The sequence below is a fragment of the Anaerosporobacter mobilis DSM 15930 genome, from assembly GCF_900142955.1.
Lineage (GTDB): Bacteria > Bacillota > Clostridia > Lachnospirales > Lachnospiraceae > Anaerosporobacter > Anaerosporobacter mobilis.
The window spans coordinates 26515-45947 of sequence record NZ_FRCP01000017.1 but is presented as its reverse complement, the minus strand read 5'-3'; the positions used below and the strand labels follow the sequence as shown (position 1 = coordinate 45947).

Annotated in this window: 13 protein-coding genes; 10 read left to right on the top strand and 3 right to left on the bottom strand. The window is 37.6% G+C overall.

Annotated features, from left to right (window positions below; genetic code table 11):
* Positions 1–403 precede the first annotated feature (403 nt).
* From BUB90_RS16280 to BUB90_RS16270, 3 genes are all read left to right on the top strand, one after another.
* Positions 404–1426, top strand: a complete 1023-nt coding sequence (locus tag BUB90_RS16280) for an InlB B-repeat-containing protein (RefSeq protein ID WP_073289505.1) — start codon at positions 404–406, stop codon at positions 1424–1426.
* 143 nt (positions 1427–1569) lie between these two features.
* Positions 1570–2154, top strand: a complete 585-nt coding sequence (locus BUB90_RS16275; RefSeq protein ID WP_073289504.1) for a LemA family protein — start codon at positions 1570–1572, stop codon at positions 2152–2154.
* A complete protein-coding gene (locus BUB90_RS16270; RefSeq protein ID WP_073289503.1) occupies positions 2151–6473 on the top strand; it encodes an S-layer homology domain-containing protein in 4323 nt (1440 codons plus the stop codon). The genes BUB90_RS16275 and BUB90_RS16270 overlap by 4 nt, the downstream gene beginning before the upstream one ends.
* Before the next feature lie 87 nt (positions 6474–6560).
* Here the strand turns inward: BUB90_RS16270 and BUB90_RS23295 are convergent, their stop codons facing one another.
* From BUB90_RS23295 to BUB90_RS16255, 3 genes are all read right to left on the bottom strand, one after another.
* On the bottom strand, positions 6561–6914 hold the full coding sequence (locus BUB90_RS23295) for a methyl-accepting chemotaxis protein (protein WP_139241788.1): 354 nt from the start codon (positions 6912–6914) through the stop codon (positions 6561–6563).
* Positions 6915–6985: 71 nt separating this feature from the next.
* Complete coding sequence (locus BUB90_RS16260) at positions 6986–8257, bottom strand: sensor histidine kinase (RefSeq protein WP_073289501.1); 1272 nt, start codon at positions 8255–8257, stop codon at positions 6986–6988.
* A 24-nt stretch (positions 8258–8281) separates the two neighbouring features.
* The gene (locus tag BUB90_RS16255; protein ID WP_073289500.1) at positions 8282–9007 is read right to left on the bottom strand and encodes a LytR/AlgR family response regulator transcription factor; all 726 of its coding nucleotides are present in this window, start codon (positions 9005–9007) and stop codon (positions 8282–8284) included.
* A 411-nt stretch (positions 9008–9418) separates the two neighbouring features.
* On the opposite strand from BUB90_RS16255, the gene BUB90_RS16250 reads away from it, so the two are divergent.
* The 7 genes from BUB90_RS16250 (at position 9419) to BUB90_RS16220 (ending at position 19412) form a co-directional block, all read left to right on the top strand.
* The gene (locus tag BUB90_RS16250; protein WP_073289499.1) at positions 9419–9724 is read left to right on the top strand and encodes a hypothetical protein; all 306 of its coding nucleotides are present in this window, start codon (positions 9419–9421) and stop codon (positions 9722–9724) included.
* Positions 9725–9819: 95 nt separating this feature from the next.
* Positions 9820–11859 carry a methyl-accepting chemotaxis protein gene (locus BUB90_RS16245; protein ID WP_242952560.1) on the top strand — a complete coding sequence of 680 codons (2040 nt, stop codon included), beginning with the start codon at positions 9820–9822 and terminating at the stop codon, positions 11857–11859.
* Positions 11860–12106: 247 nt separating this feature from the next.
* Positions 12107–13981 (top strand): bifunctional homocysteine S-methyltransferase/methylenetetrahydrofolate reductase, encoded by a 1875-nt coding sequence (locus tag BUB90_RS16240; RefSeq protein ID WP_073289498.1) that lies wholly within the window; start codon positions 12107–12109, stop codon positions 13979–13981.
* Positions 13982–14174: 193 nt separating this feature from the next.
* A complete protein-coding gene (gene sdaAB, locus BUB90_RS16235) occupies positions 14175–14843 on the top strand; it encodes an L-serine ammonia-lyase, iron-sulfur-dependent subunit beta (RefSeq protein ID WP_084139321.1) in 669 nt (222 codons plus the stop codon).
* A gap of 18 nt (positions 14844–14861) precedes the next feature.
* Positions 14862–15734: an L-serine ammonia-lyase, iron-sulfur-dependent, subunit alpha gene (gene sdaAA / locus BUB90_RS16230; RefSeq protein WP_073289496.1), complete on the top strand. Its 873-nt coding sequence runs from the start codon at positions 14862–14864 to the stop codon at positions 15732–15734.
* 136 nt (positions 15735–15870) lie between these two features.
* Positions 15871–18402 carry a homocysteine S-methyltransferase family protein gene (locus tag BUB90_RS16225; protein WP_073289495.1) on the top strand — a complete coding sequence of 844 codons (2532 nt, stop codon included), beginning with the start codon at positions 15871–15873 and terminating at the stop codon, positions 18400–18402.
* 92 nt (positions 18403–18494) lie between these two features.
* Positions 18495–19412 (top strand): LysR family transcriptional regulator, encoded by a 918-nt coding sequence (locus tag BUB90_RS16220; RefSeq protein WP_073289494.1) that lies wholly within the window; start codon positions 18495–18497, stop codon positions 19410–19412.
* Positions 19413–19433: the final 21 nt, after the last annotated feature.

The following is a 19433-nucleotide window of genomic DNA, read 5'->3' as shown; positions in this document are numbered from 1 at the left end:
TAAGAAAAGAGATGAAAAAAGCAAATTGAATGAGAATGTATAAGGATGCAGAATCAATTATGGTTTTGCATCCCTTTTGCATTTTCTCGAAAATAGCATAGTGAAATGAAAAAGATAATAATAGTACTACAAAAAAGAGGTAACCAAAATGGTGACATCAAAAATCAAATTAATTGGAACGTACCGCATTAATTAATGACTTCCTTAGTAGTGGACTTTGAGCGTTTTAATAATTTCTAATTTTTTTTAGAGCAACAGGATTAAGGTCTATACATGATTCATGTCAAAAAAATCATGTTTCATGTCGTGAATGGTTTTTTTGGTGACTTTTCTGTTAGTTTGAAGTTGTAAACGATTCTTATACAAATCAATAAAAACTTTAAAAGGAAGGGATGAGAAAAGTATGAAAAAAGTAACAACAGTATTGTGTGTCATTTTGTTAGTGACATTGTTTGGAGGTGCTAGTACTGGAATTATAAATGCAACAGCAAAGGTAAAATCCATAGAGATTTCAACCTTGCCTGAACAATGTACATATAATGTTGGTGATGGCTATTCCACAAAAGGTATGGTCGTGGTTGCTAAGATGTCGGATGGAACGAAAGAAACCATAGATAATTCTAAAATCACTTCATTTTCAGGAGTAGAACTAACGGAGGGAAGAGCTTTCACACAAGTAGGTTGGAAATCCGTTGAACTTCGATATGGAGGCGCTAGGACCACCTATGGGATTGCAGTTTTTGATCCGTTGAAGGAATATTTTATTACTTATAATTCTGACGGTGGAAGTGTAGTAGACGCTATGAAGATTGATGCCTCTACTAAGGAATTTAAATTACCTACACCAACGAAAAAGGGGGCGACCTTCTTAGGCTGGTATAACAACAATGGCATAAAATATACGAAGTATCAACCTGGTATGGGACTTAACGTAGAGCTAAAAGCCCAATGGGGATATGCAATCATCTTCAATGCGAATGGTGGTACTGGCAAGATGAATAACGGAGTTCTTGACAAGGATTATAAACTTCCTAAGAGTAAATTTAAGAGATCAGGATACAAGTTTGTAGGATGGAGTACCAAAAAGTCAGCAGACTATATGAGTTTTTATGAAGTAGGAGAATCAGGATCCTATATACCCAATGAGAATAAGAATGTGACTCTTTACGCCCAATGGGTTAAGGCAAAAACCTATAAGATTAGCTATGTATCTGTAAAAGGGGTAAAGATACCTTCCGATGCAATTAAGAAGTACACAGCAGGGAAGACAACCGTGCTTCCTTATCCTAAAATTACAGGAGATAAAAGATTCGGAGGCTGGTTGATTACCATCAAAGGAAAGAAATGTGGCGAGTTTATGGAGATTCCTCCCTATCTGTCAGGAGATATGAAGTTGACACCTGTTTTAGTTGATTTTGAGGGTTAAGAATAAAGTCACTTATTTAATTGAGAGTATATCATTGGAGTAAGACCCTTATGTACCAATGGCAAACATGAGCTTCATTTGTCCGCCGGCTATACAAACTGCTAATCGGGTAGACGAACAAAAAAGGTAAAGGAGATTTTGTTATGCTTCCAACTTTTATCACAATAACTGTAATAGTTGCTGTCTTTGTTCTATGGATTATATCTATCCAGCGCAGATTGGCTGTTCTGGAAGAGAATATCAAAAGTGCCATGAGCCAGATAGGTATGCTGTTGTGGAGTCGCTTCGATGCTTTGACGGCTCTTTTGGATTTGACAAAGAGTTATGCCGGTCATGAGTGCGAAACATTGATTGATACAATCAAAATAAGTAGAAAAGTGATTGCATCAAAATCTAAACCAGACGATGTGCTGAGCCAGGAGAGAATTATAGCCGAAGCCTTGAGCAGGATTGTCATGGTAACGGAGCAATATCCGCAACTAAAAGCAAATCAAACTTATATTAAAACCTTGGACGCAGTGAAAACCTTTGAAAACATGGTGCGTACTAGCCGCCTGATTTATAACGATAGCGTGGCTAAGTTTAACCGTGAAATCCGAATGTTTCCTGTCTCCGTGTTTGCCACAATGATGGGATTTCGGAAAAGAGATTATCTGGAAGAGATGGTTTCAGAAACATCTGGAGCAAGGAAAACAACTTTACGAATTAAGGAGGAACATACCCTATGAACAAACGATTACTTAGTATATTTCTTGTGCTATGCATGATATTAAACATGCTGCCGATTTCGGTAATGGCGAAAAAAGCAGATGTAATAATAGGTACAAGCGGAGAGATTAATTATTTTACACCGCTTACTGAAACAGAAGAAACAGTTGCAATTGAGGGGGAATTAGTGGACGATTCAGTAGTTGCGACAACTGGATCTGCCATACAAGCAGAGGTTAGCCAGCTGCCGCTTACAAACGACACTCGAGCAGTTGGTGATAGCTTTCTTGCTCCAATAACAATTGGAAGCAATACGAATGTAAGTTGGAAATTCATCATATTAACTGAGTCAGATGGTGAAACAAACGGAACAGTTAAGATATTCTTTCCTAATTCCGGATTAGAACAAAAGTATACCGGAGATTTAATTATTCCTGAAACAGTGACAAATAGCGGGAAAACCTATGATGTTACGGAAATGTCATCACATACTTTTAATTCCTGCAATATGACAAGTGTTTTCATTCCTAAAACAATGGGTGGTAGTATAGGGGCAGATGTATTTAGTGGCTCTCCTAATCTTGCTGCTTTTATTGTGGATCCTGAAAATACAGCTTTTTGTAGTGAAGATGGTGTTCTTTATGATAAGAATAAAACCACATTAATAAGATATCCAGCTGCAAAAACGAATACGACATTTTCGATTCCCACAAGTGTGTCCACGTTATACAGCTGTGCATTTAATGGATGCAAGAATATTACATCTATGGATATCCCAGAAACTGTTAAAACGATGGGAGAAAGTCACCTATTTTATGGTTGCAGTGCATTAAGAAAAGTAACTATCCCAAGTGGAGTAAGTGAGATTCCTCACGCTACATTTATTGGCTGCACTGCATTGCAGCGGGTAACATGTAAAGGAATGGTTGCCCCAACGTTGAATCAGTATGCATTTGCTAGTGATCCGAAAGACTTTCCAATAGATTTAAAGATTATAATTCCGGCAGGCAGTACAGGCTATATAGGAGAAGGAGCAAGTGATACATGGAAATCTTTTGTTGACAAGATCGAGTTTACATCTGCTACTAACTATGATATTTGGGTGGGTGGTGTGCAGGTGACAAGCGCTAACGCAAGTGATGTACTTGGAGATGGAAAAGTCAGCTATATACCCGGTGTAGATGGTACACCCCAAACCCTCACTCTTACAGGCGCAAGTATTACAACTGCATATGAGTTTGATTTCAATCCTTTTAGTAAAGGTATGGCTGGTATCTATGTTAAAGGGGATCTAAATCTTGTGCTCGTAGATAACAACAGCATAGGTGACAGTAGTTTTGATACGACAGACGCAGTCAGTGCCGGGATTTTTGTTAGCCAGGGTAATCTGAACATATCTGGAACAGGCAATCTGACTGCGTCTGCTGGCAAGGCTGACAACAGCAGCACCGGCGTGAATATTGAGAACTTTGACAAGAGCCTGACCATTACTGGCGGAGCTAATGTAACAGCCATCGGCAATAACGCATACTATAGCCGTGGCGTGTTTGTCAACGGTAGTTTGATGATTGAAGAGGGCAGTTTAACCGCTATGGGTGATCCCTCAGGAGACAGCAGTAGTAGTTTTGGTGCTTGTGGTGGTTACGTTAATAGCTGTTTTACAATTAAAAATGGGGGAAGTCTAACCGCTGTGGGTGGAAATGCAAAGTATACTAGCGGTGGCTCATATTTCTACAATATATCCAATAAAATCATTGTTGACGGCGGTAACCTGACAGCCTCCGCCGGTGAAGCGGCGAATACAAGCATCGGCATTAAGGGTGATACCATGAGTATAAGCGATGGAACCGTTACTGCTAGTGCCAAGAAACAGGCAATGAAAGTAGCACTCACATTTGACAGTAGCTATGCCCATAAGAATACTGCGGGATTATTTACCGATGGCAATGGAACTACAGTTCTAACTGATTCGGAGCTCGCAAGCAGTATCGAAGGCTACAAATATGTGAAAATAGAGCCAGCGTCTAAGGATGCCAAGATCGGAAGTATAAGCTACGTGACTTTAAAAGAAGCATTTGATGCGGTTGCTGATGGACAGACGATTCAACTACAGAACGATATTATCCTTGATAAAACTGTCACCATTGCCAGTGACAATACGAATAGCTTTAGCCTTGATTTAAACGGTAAAACATTAGACAGCGGTCATAGTGTTTGTATTACACATGAGGGCAGCGGTACGCTGACGATCATAGACAGTAGCGATAAAAGAGACGGAAAAGTTATTGGCGCTATGACTGTGTTTAATCTAAAGGGCGGAAGACTTGTTATTGATAGCGGTACAGTGGAGAGTATCTATGGAACTGCAATTTTTATCAATATGAATAGCAGTGCAGGTAACATTGGCGGCACAGTTGCCATTCCAAGTGGTTCATCGATTATTCGGGGTGGCTATGCAGCGATGAACGTAGCTCCTGATTTAAACAGTTATAAGAAGGCTCATGTTACGGCAAGCGCGAACTTTGATGGCAGTTCGCCGGTTAATGAATATGTCGCACACAATATCTCCTTATATAAGTACTTGACGTTTGAGCAAAGTGTGGATACTACGGTCACTAACTTAAATATGTCAGATAAACTAATCGCCCCGGTAATGGGGGCTACACCAGAGTCATCTATCACCAGTGACCAGTACACGGGCACGGTGACATGGAACACTACACCAACAAAATTCCTTAGTAGCACAGCCTACACCGCCACAGTCACTCTGACGGCAAAAGATGGATATAGCTTTTCTGGTGTAGAGGAAAATGCGTTTAATTTTATAGGAGCAACTAGCATTACTAATTATGCAGGCTACGGCAAAACACTGACTGTTACCATTGTATTTCCTCAAACGCAGGCAAAGGTAGCGCAATCAGACAACAGTAACCCTATCATTGTTACCCCACCTGCACCCGACAAGCCGAATTCTCCTACACAGGGGGAAATTAAGGTTTCCGGTAAAGTAGATAAGAAGGGCAACACTACAGTGAAGGTCACTGATAAAACGGTTACTGATGCCTTTGACAAGGCACTAGAGGACGCAAAGAAAAACGGCAACGAACAAAACGGCATTGCTGTAATGTTACGAGTAGATACTGGAAACAAAATCAGCTCCAATGTTACGGTTAATCTGCCAAAGATCGTACAAGATATCATCATTGAGAAGAAAATTGTCAACATACTTGTGGTGGTGGACAATCCCGACATCGAAATCGGTATGGATTTAGCTACTATTAAAGAAATCAACAAACAAGCTAAATCTGATGTCAATATTAGCGCTACACGCATTGACAGTGGTAAACTAACTGGTAATTCGAAAAAAGCCATTGGTAGCCGCCCGGTTTTTGACTTCAAGGTAAAATATGGCAAAGGTAAACAGGTACAGAACTTTGGCTTAGGTAGCGTATGGGTTACCATACCTTACAGCCTTGGTGCAAATGAAAAGGCAGGGAATGTACAGGCGGTCTATGTGGACGCCAAGAATAAAGTACAATGGCTCCCAAACTCCATCTATGACAGTGTGGAAAAGGTACTGCGCTTTCGTACTAATCATTTTTCCACCTATGGAATCGGCTACCAAAAGACCAATACTGCGTTAACGGATATTGCTGACCATTGGACAAAAGAAGATATTGAGTTTGTGGTAAGCCGTGGATTGTTAAACGGTATTTCAGACACTATCTTCAGCCCGAATGCAGCCATGACAAGAGCAATGTTCGTTACGGCGTTAGGAAGGATGGCAAATGTTGATGTGAGTGGCTATAAAAAGAGTAGCTTCACCGATGTAAATAAAGATGCTTACTATATGGGCTATATTGAATGGGCCAGCAAAAACAACATCGTAACCGACACCGGTAATGGAACATTTTCCCCGGATATGTCCCTCAATCGAGAGCAGATGGCAGTAATCCTGGAAAACTACGCTAAAGCTATTGGCTTTACACTGCCAAAGGTATACATGGAAAATACCTTTGCGGATAGCCAGATAATTAGCACCTATGCCAAAGAAGCCGTAAAGCAGATGCAGATGGCGGGTGTTCTTTACAGCAAGAAGAGTAATCTATTCGATCCGCTAAGTACAGCTACCCGCGCTGAAGTTTCAGTGGTGTTACGCCGCTTTGTGGAACTTACTATTTCTTGTGATACTATGATGGGGTGGGAACGAAACGATTCCGGAGAGTGGCTCTACTATAAAAACGGTAAAGCTCTTACAGGTACGCAGACCATTGATGGTATAGAATACTACTTCAACGCCAACGGTATATTAAAAACTGGCACAAAAGTACCAAAGTAGATATGATGTTAAGTGTGTTCTGCACGAGGAAACAGATAAAAAGACCAACTTATCACTATTCAGTGATTTCATCGGTACTATTTTATTCTAAGATATTTGTTCGGATAATACATAAATTGCTTCCATGATTTCATTGAATAAACTTTGGGTCTGATTTACAAGTTGAACCTGGTCTTTTACATACTGGTTTGTTATTCCCATAACTTCTACCGAGAGTGTAGTTCTTTGATTGATATCATCATTGATTCTTTGAATTTTGACGGTAGATTCTTTTTCTTGTGTTATAAGGTTAAGAGCGTTCAAATATAACTTTTCTGTAAAAGATCCAAAACATAACAGTGGAAATGCCGTTGTGTATCTCCTATGATAAAAAAAGTTACCATTAGAATATAGATTGGAAGAAAAAAAGCAGTCCCAGAAAGTATGATGTAGTATAATCATATACTCTTGGAACTGCTTTTTGTACTACGCCATGTTTTGAACCATTTACGATTTAATAGATAAACAATCTTTTAAGCAGTAGCCTGAAATATAAACCAGCCATCCTTGACAAAAAACTGGAATACACCTCTGTGCTTTTCCACGATATGCGTCATGCTTTTGGTTCCAAAGCCATGCCCTTGTTCTATTGATATAGGAAGGCCCTGATGAAAAATTGGCTCGTCTTGATAGGTGTTGCGAATGTCAATGCACAGCTTTGTATTCTTGGAATACATACGTAGTTTGATGAGGCGTTTGTTGCTGTCTTTCATATGTTTAGCGGCATGAATGGCATTTTCCAAAGCGTTTGACAAGAGTGAACAAAGCTCGGTGTCGCTAAACGGTAGTATGTCAGGTAACTTTGCATCTACCGTCAACAGGATTCCTAATTGCTTTGCTTTGGAGGCAAAAGCCGACAAAATCAGATTGACAGTTTCGTTTTCGCAAAAACGTAGGGGGGTGATGGTATCCATGTCGGACTGGGCAATCCGTAGATACTCTTTTATTTCCTCCATCTGTTCCTTGGAGGCTAACCCCTGCAAAAGAGCAAAATGATGGCGCATATCGTGCCGATAGGACGCAGCATTCTGCTGTAGCTGCCTCAGAGAAGCAAACTCTGCCTGTGCCAATCGAAACTGTGCATCAAGCATATCCCGTTCTCTTTGGAGAGTTGTCTGTTTTTGTGTCTCAGCATAATAAAGGATAACAAACACAAAGTAGAAAATAGAGACTGTTGAGGGCATAAACTGCACCGCCCATTTTGTTCCGCGATAGAGCACATCGGTGTAGATTGTGGTAGTGTAATCAAACATATAATAAAAAAACGGAACTCCTCCTAGAAATAAGCAAGATTTTATGGAAGCCTTCATAAGCTGCCTAACGGACCCAGCTACATACTTTTTTAGAAAAAAGTAAAACAGAAAAACGGATGCAATATAAAAAATGTGGTCTGCAAGTTTACTATGAAAAGCGGCCCCCAAAAGGAAACCAATCCAGCGCGGCGCTTGACAGCAAAGATAACCGGAAAGTACGCCGACAGTGGATAGGAGCCACGGACGTTTAAAATATAAGGCAAATATCATGATCAGCGGCAGGTGGATAATCAGCGGATAAAGCTTTGATGTTAAATCCAAGCCCAAGAGCCACCAACTGGCTGTCTGAACGAAGAGAAAAATCACACAAAGCAAGCCAGTGGTGAGCCTATTTTTCCCTGTAGGTTCTATTCCTGCAAAGAGAAAAGACACCGCTATGCCAAAAATCAGAGAAAACCCAAATCGTAAGAGTCCTATCACCGTTACTACCATTTAGAAGCACCTCCCTCCATTCGCTTATTCCCCTTCCATTTGATAATTAAGATATTGCGTCTTAATTAGTTTAGCTTTACCCTGTGCAACAGGAACAGCGGATAGGGTTTGTAAGGTTATCTGATGATTTTCAATGGTATCCACATATTGCATATTCACAAGATAGGAGCGGTGAGGCTTGATAAAACACTCATACCTCATCAGATTATCACAGACAGAAGAAAAGGCTTCAATACACTCTATGACTTTACCGGAGCGCAGGTGATAGAGGACACTTCTTCCAATCACCTCGGCAAAAACCAAATTGTTAATTAATATTTTTTGAATACCCTCATTACTCTTTACAATAATCGCATCCTCATCTTTTTCCGATTTAATAAGCTCTAAAAGCTCGTCAAAGGTAAAGAATAATTTTTCCTTTGAGATTGGCTTTAGTATGTAGTTAATAGCCTTTACCGAATAGCTCTCCAAAGCAAATTCAGGCGATGAGGTAAAGAAAATAATAGGCGCAGTTTTGTCAAACGTGCGGATTTCCTTTGCGACATCAATGCCCGTAAAGCCCGGCATTATAATATCTAGGCAATATATATCAAACCGCTTTTCTTTTTCTAACGCTGAAATCAGCTCAAACCCGTTTAGAAAGACAGTGTGTTCGCAGTTTAGATGCTTTGATGTTCGGTATAGGTCTATTAGCTGTACCATATTGGATAACTCTTCTATACTGTCATCACAGACTGCTATTTGAAACATTAGCATTCCTCCTTTTTAATAAATCTACTTTTAGTCAATTGTGAAACTCTTTCCCATGTCGACAATTGTCTAAATTCTACTTTTCCAAATTAATATTACCATAAAAATCTCAATTATAAAATAACTATCTACAGCAATAGAGAGTTGCTTTTTGAATATAAATTTTTACTGTATTGAATTTATTGTAGAATAAAGTTAGAAATAACAGTATAATGATTAGGTGAAATTTATTATAAGTTCTTATATATTGAGGAACTAGATGATTATACACATTAAGTGATCAGTGAAGGAGTAGAGAGGATTATTAATAGTTTAAAAGTATTTTTATTAAAACATTGTATAGTAATAATTACTATACTGATATTAAACATATTATTGGTGTTTCTTGGTTTATGGAGTAATACTATTTTAGTGAAAGAAGTGTCTGATAAAAACATTGAAAAAGGTATTTCAAAATGTACGGAAAGTGTCAATGATCTGGATAACATTATCTATATGGGCGAAAATATAGTGAATTTTGTAGAGAGAGATTATCGGTATATGAATAAGTTAGAGGATAATCAGTTGACTACAAAACAATTAGTTGACGAAACATTTAAGATGATTAATAAAAATACAGACTACTTTAATAATCTAGATATTGCTTGTGATGGTAAAATTGAAAGCACAAAGAATAGTAAGTATGAAGACAGTAGCTTAATTGGAATAAAATGGTAATATATTGCAATCAAAAGAGGATATATTTGGTAGAGATTGAATTTTATAAGGTAAGTAAAATGTATGAATAAATTTCAAAAAGAAAGGCGAAATGTATGAGTAAAAAGAATATGAGTGAAAAAATAGACAATAAGGGGAAAAGAGGACTTAAAAGTATTAAATTGAAATTAATTTTAGTTATTATTCCCCTTGTAATAATAGCAACATTTATAATGCTAAGTATTACATATAAAAGATCAAGAGAGATAATCATGGAATATGCGGATCAGCTTGTTCAATCACTTACAATATCAAATACACATGAGATTGAAAATTGGTCACAAGACATAATATCAGGACTAAACCAAGTAAAGAATACACTTGATAACATTCAACTAAGCGATGATGAGTTAATGGAATATTTGAAGACAACAATGAATAAGAGTGAAAGTTACAAAGAAGGAGTTTATATTGGACTTTCAGATAATAGACTCTTTGAACCATCAGGTTGGATTCCAGATGAAGATTATGTAGTTACTGAGAGAGACTGGTATATTGAAGGACTTGAAAATGAGGAGAACTTTAATTTTGGAGAGGTTTATCTGGATAAAAGTACGGGAGAATATATAGTAAGTGCAACTGCAAAATTAAGGTCAGTGGAGAATGTTGAGGGTGTAGCATCGGCAGATGTATCATTAAAATCAATTTCTGAAATGGTCAGTTCGAAAAGTATCTTAAATACAGGAAGATTGTTCTTAGTGAATAGTTCTAATAACATGATTATAGCAATTGAGGATAACACGCTAATAAATACAGCCTTTACTGCAGAAAATCCGAACGAACTAATTCAATCAATTGCGAAAACAGTTAACATAAACGATAATAGTGTGAAAAAAGTAACTTCTAAGGGAATCTCATATTCAGTAAGTGTACAAGCTATTCATAATACACCTTGGAAGCTAATTGGATATGTATCACACGAAGAAGTACTTTCTTCATTGAACGATCTCCAAAAGATAGTAATACAACTTTTCATAGTTGCTGTAATATTGATAATTATACTAATAGAAAGAGTTGTGCACTTTATCATAAAACCGGTAAAAGAATTAAATCATACCATTAAAAGTATTACGGAAGGTGATTTTACCGTAGAAGTAAAGGTTAAGGGAAATGATGAAATAGCAACAATGAGTAGTAGCATGCAAAGATTTATTGAGACTATGCATAATACGATTCAAGAGGTTGGAAAAATGTCTGAAAGTCTTGATCACCAGGCAATAAATAGTAGTCGGGTAGCATTAGAGTTATATGATTCTGCAGAGACACAGTCAAATGCTATGTCAGAATTAAATCAAACAGTGGATGAGTTAGCCATGGCAGTATCCGAAGTAGCTGAAAATGCAACAGAATTATCGAATGTAGTTTCAGAAGCCAGTCAAGATGGTAAGGAAGCAAGTATTAAAATGAAAAATACAGTTGCTATTTCTGAAAAGGGAAAAGCAGATATGGGACAGGTTTCAATGGCAATGACAAATTTGAAGGATTCCATTGAACAACTTATTAAATCAGTTGAAGAAGTGGATGAGTCTAGTGAAAAAATAAATAATATTGTACTACTGATTGGTGAAATTGCTAACCAGACAAATCTATTGTCTTTAAATGCTGCAATTGAAGCAGCTAGAGCGGGAGAAGCGGGAAAAGGATTTGCAGTAGTTGCCAGTGAAATCAGAAAACTTGCAGAGACAAGTCAGGAATCGGTAAACAATATTACAGAGTTGACAAGCAATATTGCGAGTTTGGTAAACAATACGATTCAAAAAACCCAGGAAAGTGCCGATAATATTAAACATAGTATTGATTTGGTCGGCACAGCGGAGAATACTTTTGAAGATATCTACAATACTGTAAATGAAACAAATAATATTGTTCAGAAAATGATGGAAAAGGTAACTAAAGTTGATGAAGTTGCAACTTCAGTGGCTGCAATTACAGAAGAACAATCAGCAGCCGCAGAAGAAATTCTTGCTACATCTGAAAATTTATCGAATCATGCGAAAAAAGTTACAGAAAATAGTCATACAGTAGATGAAGATGCAGCAAAATTGTTAGAAACAGCAGAAACGCTGAATACGAATATGAAGATGTTTAAAATATAATCATAGTCAAACTAATGAAAACAATCTTAAAGAGTTGAATAACAATGTAGGTGTTCTTATGCATTGGATTCAACAATTTAGGATTGTTTTTGTTTTATGTGGAGGTATTTTTTGTATAGCAGTGCTATTACAAATGAATATAGCTAGATATCGGTATTACGAATATTTGATTTTATGCTAGGCCATTGACTTTAGCACACTAATTACTTACAATAACAAAATAAAAGTAGCTAGGGAGGTTCGAAGGATGGAGAAAACATTACTTGAGAAATTACAAGAAGGTACGATTATTATGGATGGAGCCATGGGTACCTATTATGCTAAGAAGAACGGGAACTCCGATGGGATGGCAGAGTGGGCCAGTATGAATAATCCAGAGCTTGTAGTTGCTATCCATAAAGAGTATTTGGAGGCTGGAGCTACCATAATTCGAACCAACACTTTCGCAGTCAATTCAGTTGTTATGGAGATAGATGAGGAAGAACAAAAAGCACTGATTAAGAAAGGGTATCAATTAGCAAAACAAGCGGTTACAGAATTCAATCAAACTAAGAACTTTCCTATCTACATAGCAGCAGATATTGGACCAATTCCAGTACATGCAGAGAGAACGAGAGAAGAAGTAATTAGTGAATATAAGAGAATATGCAACGTGTTTTTAGAAGAAGGAGCAGATATCTTCTTGTTTGAAACATTTCCACAAGTTGATGTGTTAAAAGAGGTTGTATCGTATATCAAAGAGATGAATGCGAATGCTTGTATTATCACGAATTTCTGTGTCAATAAGAATGGATATACAATGGCTGGTATTCAGGGCAATAAGCTACTGAAAGAAGTTATGAATATGGAAGAAATCGCTATCTGCGGATTTAACTGTGGTATAGGTTCAGGACATATGTATCAGTTTTTACAGTCAGTAGAATTGCCAGTGAATAAAAGGATTGCTGTATTACCTAACGCTGGATATCCAGAACAATTGTATACTAGAATGGTATTTAATAATAATATTCGATATTTTACAGAGAATATGAGTAGAATAAAACAATTAGGAGTATCTATTCTTGGTGGATGTTGTGGGACAACACCAGAGTATATAAAAGCGCTCCAAGAAGCTTGTTCTAACAACCAAGTTTCCAAAGAACAAGTAAAAGTAAGACATAAAGATATTCTTTTAACCAGTAACAGTAAGAAAGAGGAGAGAGAAGAAGGCAAGACTACGAAATCTAGGTCTATTTTCGAGGAAAATCTAGATAACAGAATCAAAGATCAACGAACATTCATAGAACGTTTGGAGTCAGGAAAGAAAGTTATTGCAGTTGAACTTGACCCTCCCTATGATAGTAATGATGAGAAGATAATGAGCTGTGTAGAGGCACTTAAGAATACATCAGCGGATATTATCACCATTGCAGATTCACCAATGGGGAGAAGTCGTGTAGATTCCCTATTAATGAGCTTAAAGATTGCTGCAAAACATGAAGTTTCTGTTATGCCACATGTTTGTTGTAGGGATAAGAATATGATAGCGATGCGCTCCACATTACTTGGAGCATATGTGAATGGAATACGCAATCTCCTTGTGGTAACGGGAGATCCAGTGCCCAGTGAGCAACGTTTATCAACAACTAATGTATTTGATTATAATTCCATTCAACTTATGCAGTTTATTAAGCAGATGAATGAGGAACATTTTTCGGAGGACCCGATTCAATATGGAGGTGCTCTAAATCCAGCACTTGGAAGAGTCGATAAGATTATTGAACGAATGGAGCGTAAGATGGAAGCTGGAGCGAAGTATTTTCTAACACAGCCGATATATGATGAGGAAACAATTGAGAAGATCCATTATATTAAAGAACATGTTGATACTAAGATTTTATGTGGTATTATGCCATTCGTAAGTTATACCAATGCTAACTTTATTAAAAATGAATTTTCTGGAATTCATGTTCCTGACGAAATTGTTTCTAGATATTCAAAAGATATGAGCAAAGAAGAAGCTGAAATGATTGGAGCCTCTCTTGGTAGAGAATTAGTGAAGAAATTAGAACCATATGCAGATGGGTATTACTTCATGATTCCGTTCAATCGTGTATCTATGTTTGAAAAAATGAATTTATAAATCTACAAGTGACTAAGCTACCCTATTTATGATATGATAAATTATTGGTAGAATGAAGTTCTAGAGCGGTTACACTAGAAAATTAATTTTAACAGTGTAGCGTATCAAAAGCATAGGATAAAACTCTATGGTAATCCTATATTATGACCATAAATTATTAACAATTTAGGCTAGAAAGAAAAGGTAGATTATAATGGATGTAAGTATATTTGAAGTAGTGGGACCAATTATGATTGGTCCGTCAAGTTCCCACACAGCTGGTGCAGCGAAGTTAGCACGTATTGCAAGAAATATTGTGAATGAACCATTTAAAAAGGTTACATTTGGTTTACATGGTTCGTTTGCAATGACTTATAAAGGGCACGGAACAGATCGTGCGCTAGTTGCGGGAGTTCTTGGACTATATGAGGATGATGAAGCATTAGCAGATTCCTTCGAATTAGCAAAGCAACAAGGATTAGAATACGAGTTTGACCAAATAAAGTTAGAGAATGTTCATGAGAATACAGTAAAGATTTCATTCTTATTAGAAGATGGTTCCAGTTATTATGTAATTGGGTCTTCTATTGGTGGCGGTCAGATCGTAATCACTAATATTAATGGATTTCGAACGGAGTTTACTGCTCAGTATAGTACGATTGTGATAAATCATTATGATAAAAAAGGAATTATTAGTGAAGTATCTGCGATTTTATCCAATAATTATATTAATATCGCCACCATGCGTTTAAGTCGTAATGCAAGAGGAGAAGAAGCCTTTTGTATTATTGAAACGGATGATGTGATTCCTCATCATGTGAAGGAATCCATGGAAGAATTAGAAAACATTATTCAAGTACAAGTTATTAATGTTACTGATTAGTAACGGAATGGAGTAAGGATGTATCATAATTTACAAGAGCTTCTTAATATAGCAACAGAACGTGAAGTTCCGCTATGGAAGATTATATTAGAAAATGAGATGAAACTATCACAGATGACAGAGGAGGAGGTATTCACAAACCTAAGTCGTAGGTACAAGGTAATGGAATCCTCCTCCCATAAGGCCATGAATCAAAATCTACATGTGGAAGGTAGTCTGATTAATGGTTTGGCATATTCTCAAAATCAGTATGCGAGACAAGGAAATACACTAAGTGGCGAGTTGATTAATCATGTGATGGCATTAGCGTTATCTTCTAGTGAGGTCAATGTAGCTATGGGTAAGATCTGTGCAGCGCCTACAGCGGGATCTTGTGGGATTTTACCAGCTGTACTCATTGGCGTTAAAGAGGTAAGAAATCTTTCTGAGCGAGAGGTGTTACAAGGATTGCTAACGGCTTCAGGTGTTGGAGCAGTTGTGGTGAAGAATGCAACCGTAGCGGGAGCAGAAGGTGGATGCCAGGCAGAATGCGGTGTTGCAGCAGCTATGGCAGCAGCAGCGGCAGTAGAGATGGCTGGAGGAAGTGCACAGATGGCTATTCATGCATTTTCATTAGTAATAATCAATGTTATGGGACTTGTATGTGATCCTATTGCAGGACTTGTACAAGTACCATGTGCACAACGTAATGCATCACAAGCCGTGAATGCAATTATATGCGCAGATATGGCTTTAGCAGGTATGACATGTATCGTTCCAGCAGATGAAGTTGTTGAAGCGATGTATAGAGTAGGTAAGCAGCTTCCATCTGAACTGAGAGAAACTGCTTTAGGTGGTCTTGCAGCAACGTCTACAGCAAAGAATATACAAGAGAAGATATTTGGTCATTAATTGTACGATATATAAATGATAGACAATTGCGAAACTCTAAAGATATTTGCTACTTCTTAGCTGGGGTATGATACCTAAGAAACGATTTTGAGTTTTGCAAACGTCGAATGAGATATTTTACGAGGGAGGATTTAGTATGAACCATAAGGAATTTAAGGATTTATGTAAATCAAAAATTGTATTACTTGATGGAGCGACAGGTAGCAATCTTCAAGAAGCAGGTATGCCCACGGGAGTATGTCCAGAAGATTGGATTCTTAAAAATCCAGATGCTTTAGTTCGGTTACAAAAGGAATATGTATTAGCAGGTACAGATATCCTCTATAGTCCCACATTCACGGCAAACCGTATCAAATTAGAAGAATATGGACTAGCAGATAAGATGGAACAGATGAATGCTGAACTTATTGGACTATCAAGAGAAGCTATTCAATTAGCAAAAGAAGAGAAGCCGGAACTTAAATGTAAGAAGATCTATGTTGCTGGGGATTTAACTATGACTGGGGAGCAGTTATATCCGATTGGTAAGCTCATGTTTGAGGACCTTGTTGAAGTTTATAAGGAACAAATTCGATATATGGCGGCAGCAGGAGTTGACTTATTAGTCGTCGAGACTATGATGAGCCTTCAAGAATGTAGAGCGGCGTTAATTGCAGCAAAAGAAACTTGCGACCTCCCTGTTATGGTAACTATGACTTTCAATGAAGATGGGCATACCATGTATGGAACAGATGCTAGGACTGCTGTGACAGTATTGCAAAGCCTAGGTGCTGCAGCAGTTGGTGTAAACTGCTCGACAGGTCCTGATCAGATGAGAGATGTGGTTATGACTATGCGAAGATATGCAAGTGTACCTATTATAGCTAAGCCAAATGCAGGATTACCAATTCTTATAGATGGCGAAACCGTATTCAACCTAGGACCACAAGAATTCGCTTTGCAAGTAAAAGGGCTTGTAATGGATGGCGCAACCATCGTAGGTGGTTGCTGTGGTACTACACCAGAACACATTCGTGAACTTGCTAATGGGGTTAAAGAAATAACGCCTAATCTTTCCTATAATCCTAAAGTCCGACAGGTAACAACAGAACGTAAGACCGTTGAAATCGACTTGAATGGAAAATTCTTAATAGTTGGAGAACGTATTAATCCAACAGGAAAGAAGAATCTTCAAGCAGAATTAAAAGAAGGTAAACTTGATTTGGTTGTATCAATGGCCGAGGAACAAGAAGAGAATGGCGCTTCTATATTAGATGTTAATATGGGAATGAATGGAATCGATGAGAAGGAGACAATGATTTCGGTTGTCTATGAACTATCCCAGGCGGTTAATTTACCATTATGTATTGATTCAAGCCATGTTGATGTAATCGAAGCAGCACTTCGTATCTATCCAGGCCGTGCATTAATTAACTCTATCTCGTTGGAGAAAGAAAAGTTTGAGAAGTTGATTCCGATTGCAAAAAAATACGGAGCAATGTTTATCTTATTACCATTATCGGACAAAGGACTACCTAAGAATATTGATGAGAAGAAGCAAATTATTCATACAATAACTGAAGCAGCATATGCCCAGGGACTGACGAAAGAGGACATCGTTGTTGATGGACTCGTGAATACAATAGGAGCTAACAAACTTGCAGCTATAGAGACCTTAGAAACCATTCGTTATTGCAAAGAAGAGTTAGAATTAGCTACCATTGTAGGCTTATCAAACATATCATTTGGTCTTCCAGAGAGACAATTTGTAAATAGTACATTCCTAGCTTTGGCAATTCACGAAGGCCTTACAATGGCAATTGCAAATCCGTCTCAAGATTTATTAGTGAATACCGCATTTGCTACTGATTTATTGTGTAATAAGGAAGAATCAGATTTACGATACATTAACCGTGTAACGAGCAGACCCATGACAATTACAAGTGGTAGTGCAAACAATACGAATATGGGGAAGTCTGAAGGTAATAGTACAGCAAGTGCCAATGTTTCCACAGGTGGGACAGGAAAACAAAGAACAGATTCTTCTAACGGTCAAGCGACCAACGACTCGGTAATCTACACGGATGTAATTAAAGGAAATCGTAAGAATATACTTGATCATGTGAAAGAAACACTTGCAGCTGGAGAAGAGCCGGCAACAATCGTGGATACGATGTTGATACCAGCAATCAATGAAGTAGGTAATCTATTCGACAAGCAGATTTATTTCTTACCACAATTAATTGGTAGCGCAGAAACAATGAAGACGGCAATCGATTATCTTGAGCCAATGTTACAAAGTAATCAATCAGATAAGAAACTAGGAACGATAGTTATAGCTACCGTTGAAGGTGATATTCATGATATTGGAAAGAACCTTGTAGCATTAATGCTTAAAAATTACGGTTATGATGTCATTGACCTTGGGAAAGATGTATCCTGCACTAAGATTATTGAAACAGCGAAAGAAAAGGATGCGGACATTATAGCATTATCCGCTCTTATGACAACAACAATGTTAGAGATGAAGAAAGTAGTTAGTGCTAACAGGAAAGCAGGATTAAAGGCCAAAGTCATAATTGGAGGTGCTGTAATTACACAAAGTTATGCAGATGAGATAGAGGCAGATGGATATTCAACGGATGCACAGGATGCAGTTCGATTGGTGAAGAGATTAATGGCAGTATAAGAGGGAGTAAGGAAGTGAGCAAAGGAGACCATATGTGTCACTATGATACGATTATCATAGTGGGTAGGGTACTTTAATAAGGAGGTAAAAGTATGACTTTACAGCAATTACGATATGCGGTAACAGTAGCAGAACATTGTTCTATGAATGATGCTGCGAAGGAACTGTTCATATCACAACCTTCACTTTCCAATGCGATTAAAGATTTAGAGAAAGAAGTGGGGATTAGTATATTTACCCGAACAAACAAGGGAATTACTGTTTCTTCAGAAGGGGCAGAATTCTTAGGGTATGCAAGACAAGTTATGGAACAAGCCTCCTTGTTGGAAGAAAGATATAAGGGAGGTACCTCTAGAAAAGTAAAATTCAGTGTTTCTACACAACATTATTCTTTTGCTGTCAATGCCTTTGTTGATTTAATCAAGGACTGTGGATTTGATAAGTATGACTTTCAATTAAGAGAGACTAGGACCTACGAGATTATTGAGGACGTCAAGAATATGAATAGTGAAATCGGAATTCTATATTTGAATGAATTTAATTATAAAGTGATCCACAAACTACTAAAAGAAAAAGAATTAGTATTTAATGAACTATTCAAAGCAAACCCGCATGTGTTTATTAGTAAGGATAATCCACTTTCTAAGAAGGATAAAGTTACGTTAGATGACCTAGATGAATATCCATATCTATCCTTTGAGCAAGGTAATTATAATTCCTTCTATTATTCAGAAGAGATCCTAAGTACATTAAGTCATAATAAATCTATCAAAGTGAGTGATCGAGCAACACTTTTTAACCTACTAATCGGCCTTAATGGATATACGATAAGTACTGGGGTGATTAGTGAAGCATTAAATGGTAAGAACATCGTAGCAATACCCATTGACGTGAAAGACGAAGAGATGCGAGTTGGATATATTGTTCATAAAGAAGTTACATTAAGTAGGCTTGGCCAAATCTATATTGAAAAATTAAAGCATGCCGTTGATGCACGTACATGTTCCTAGTACATAGCTTGCTATAGTGAA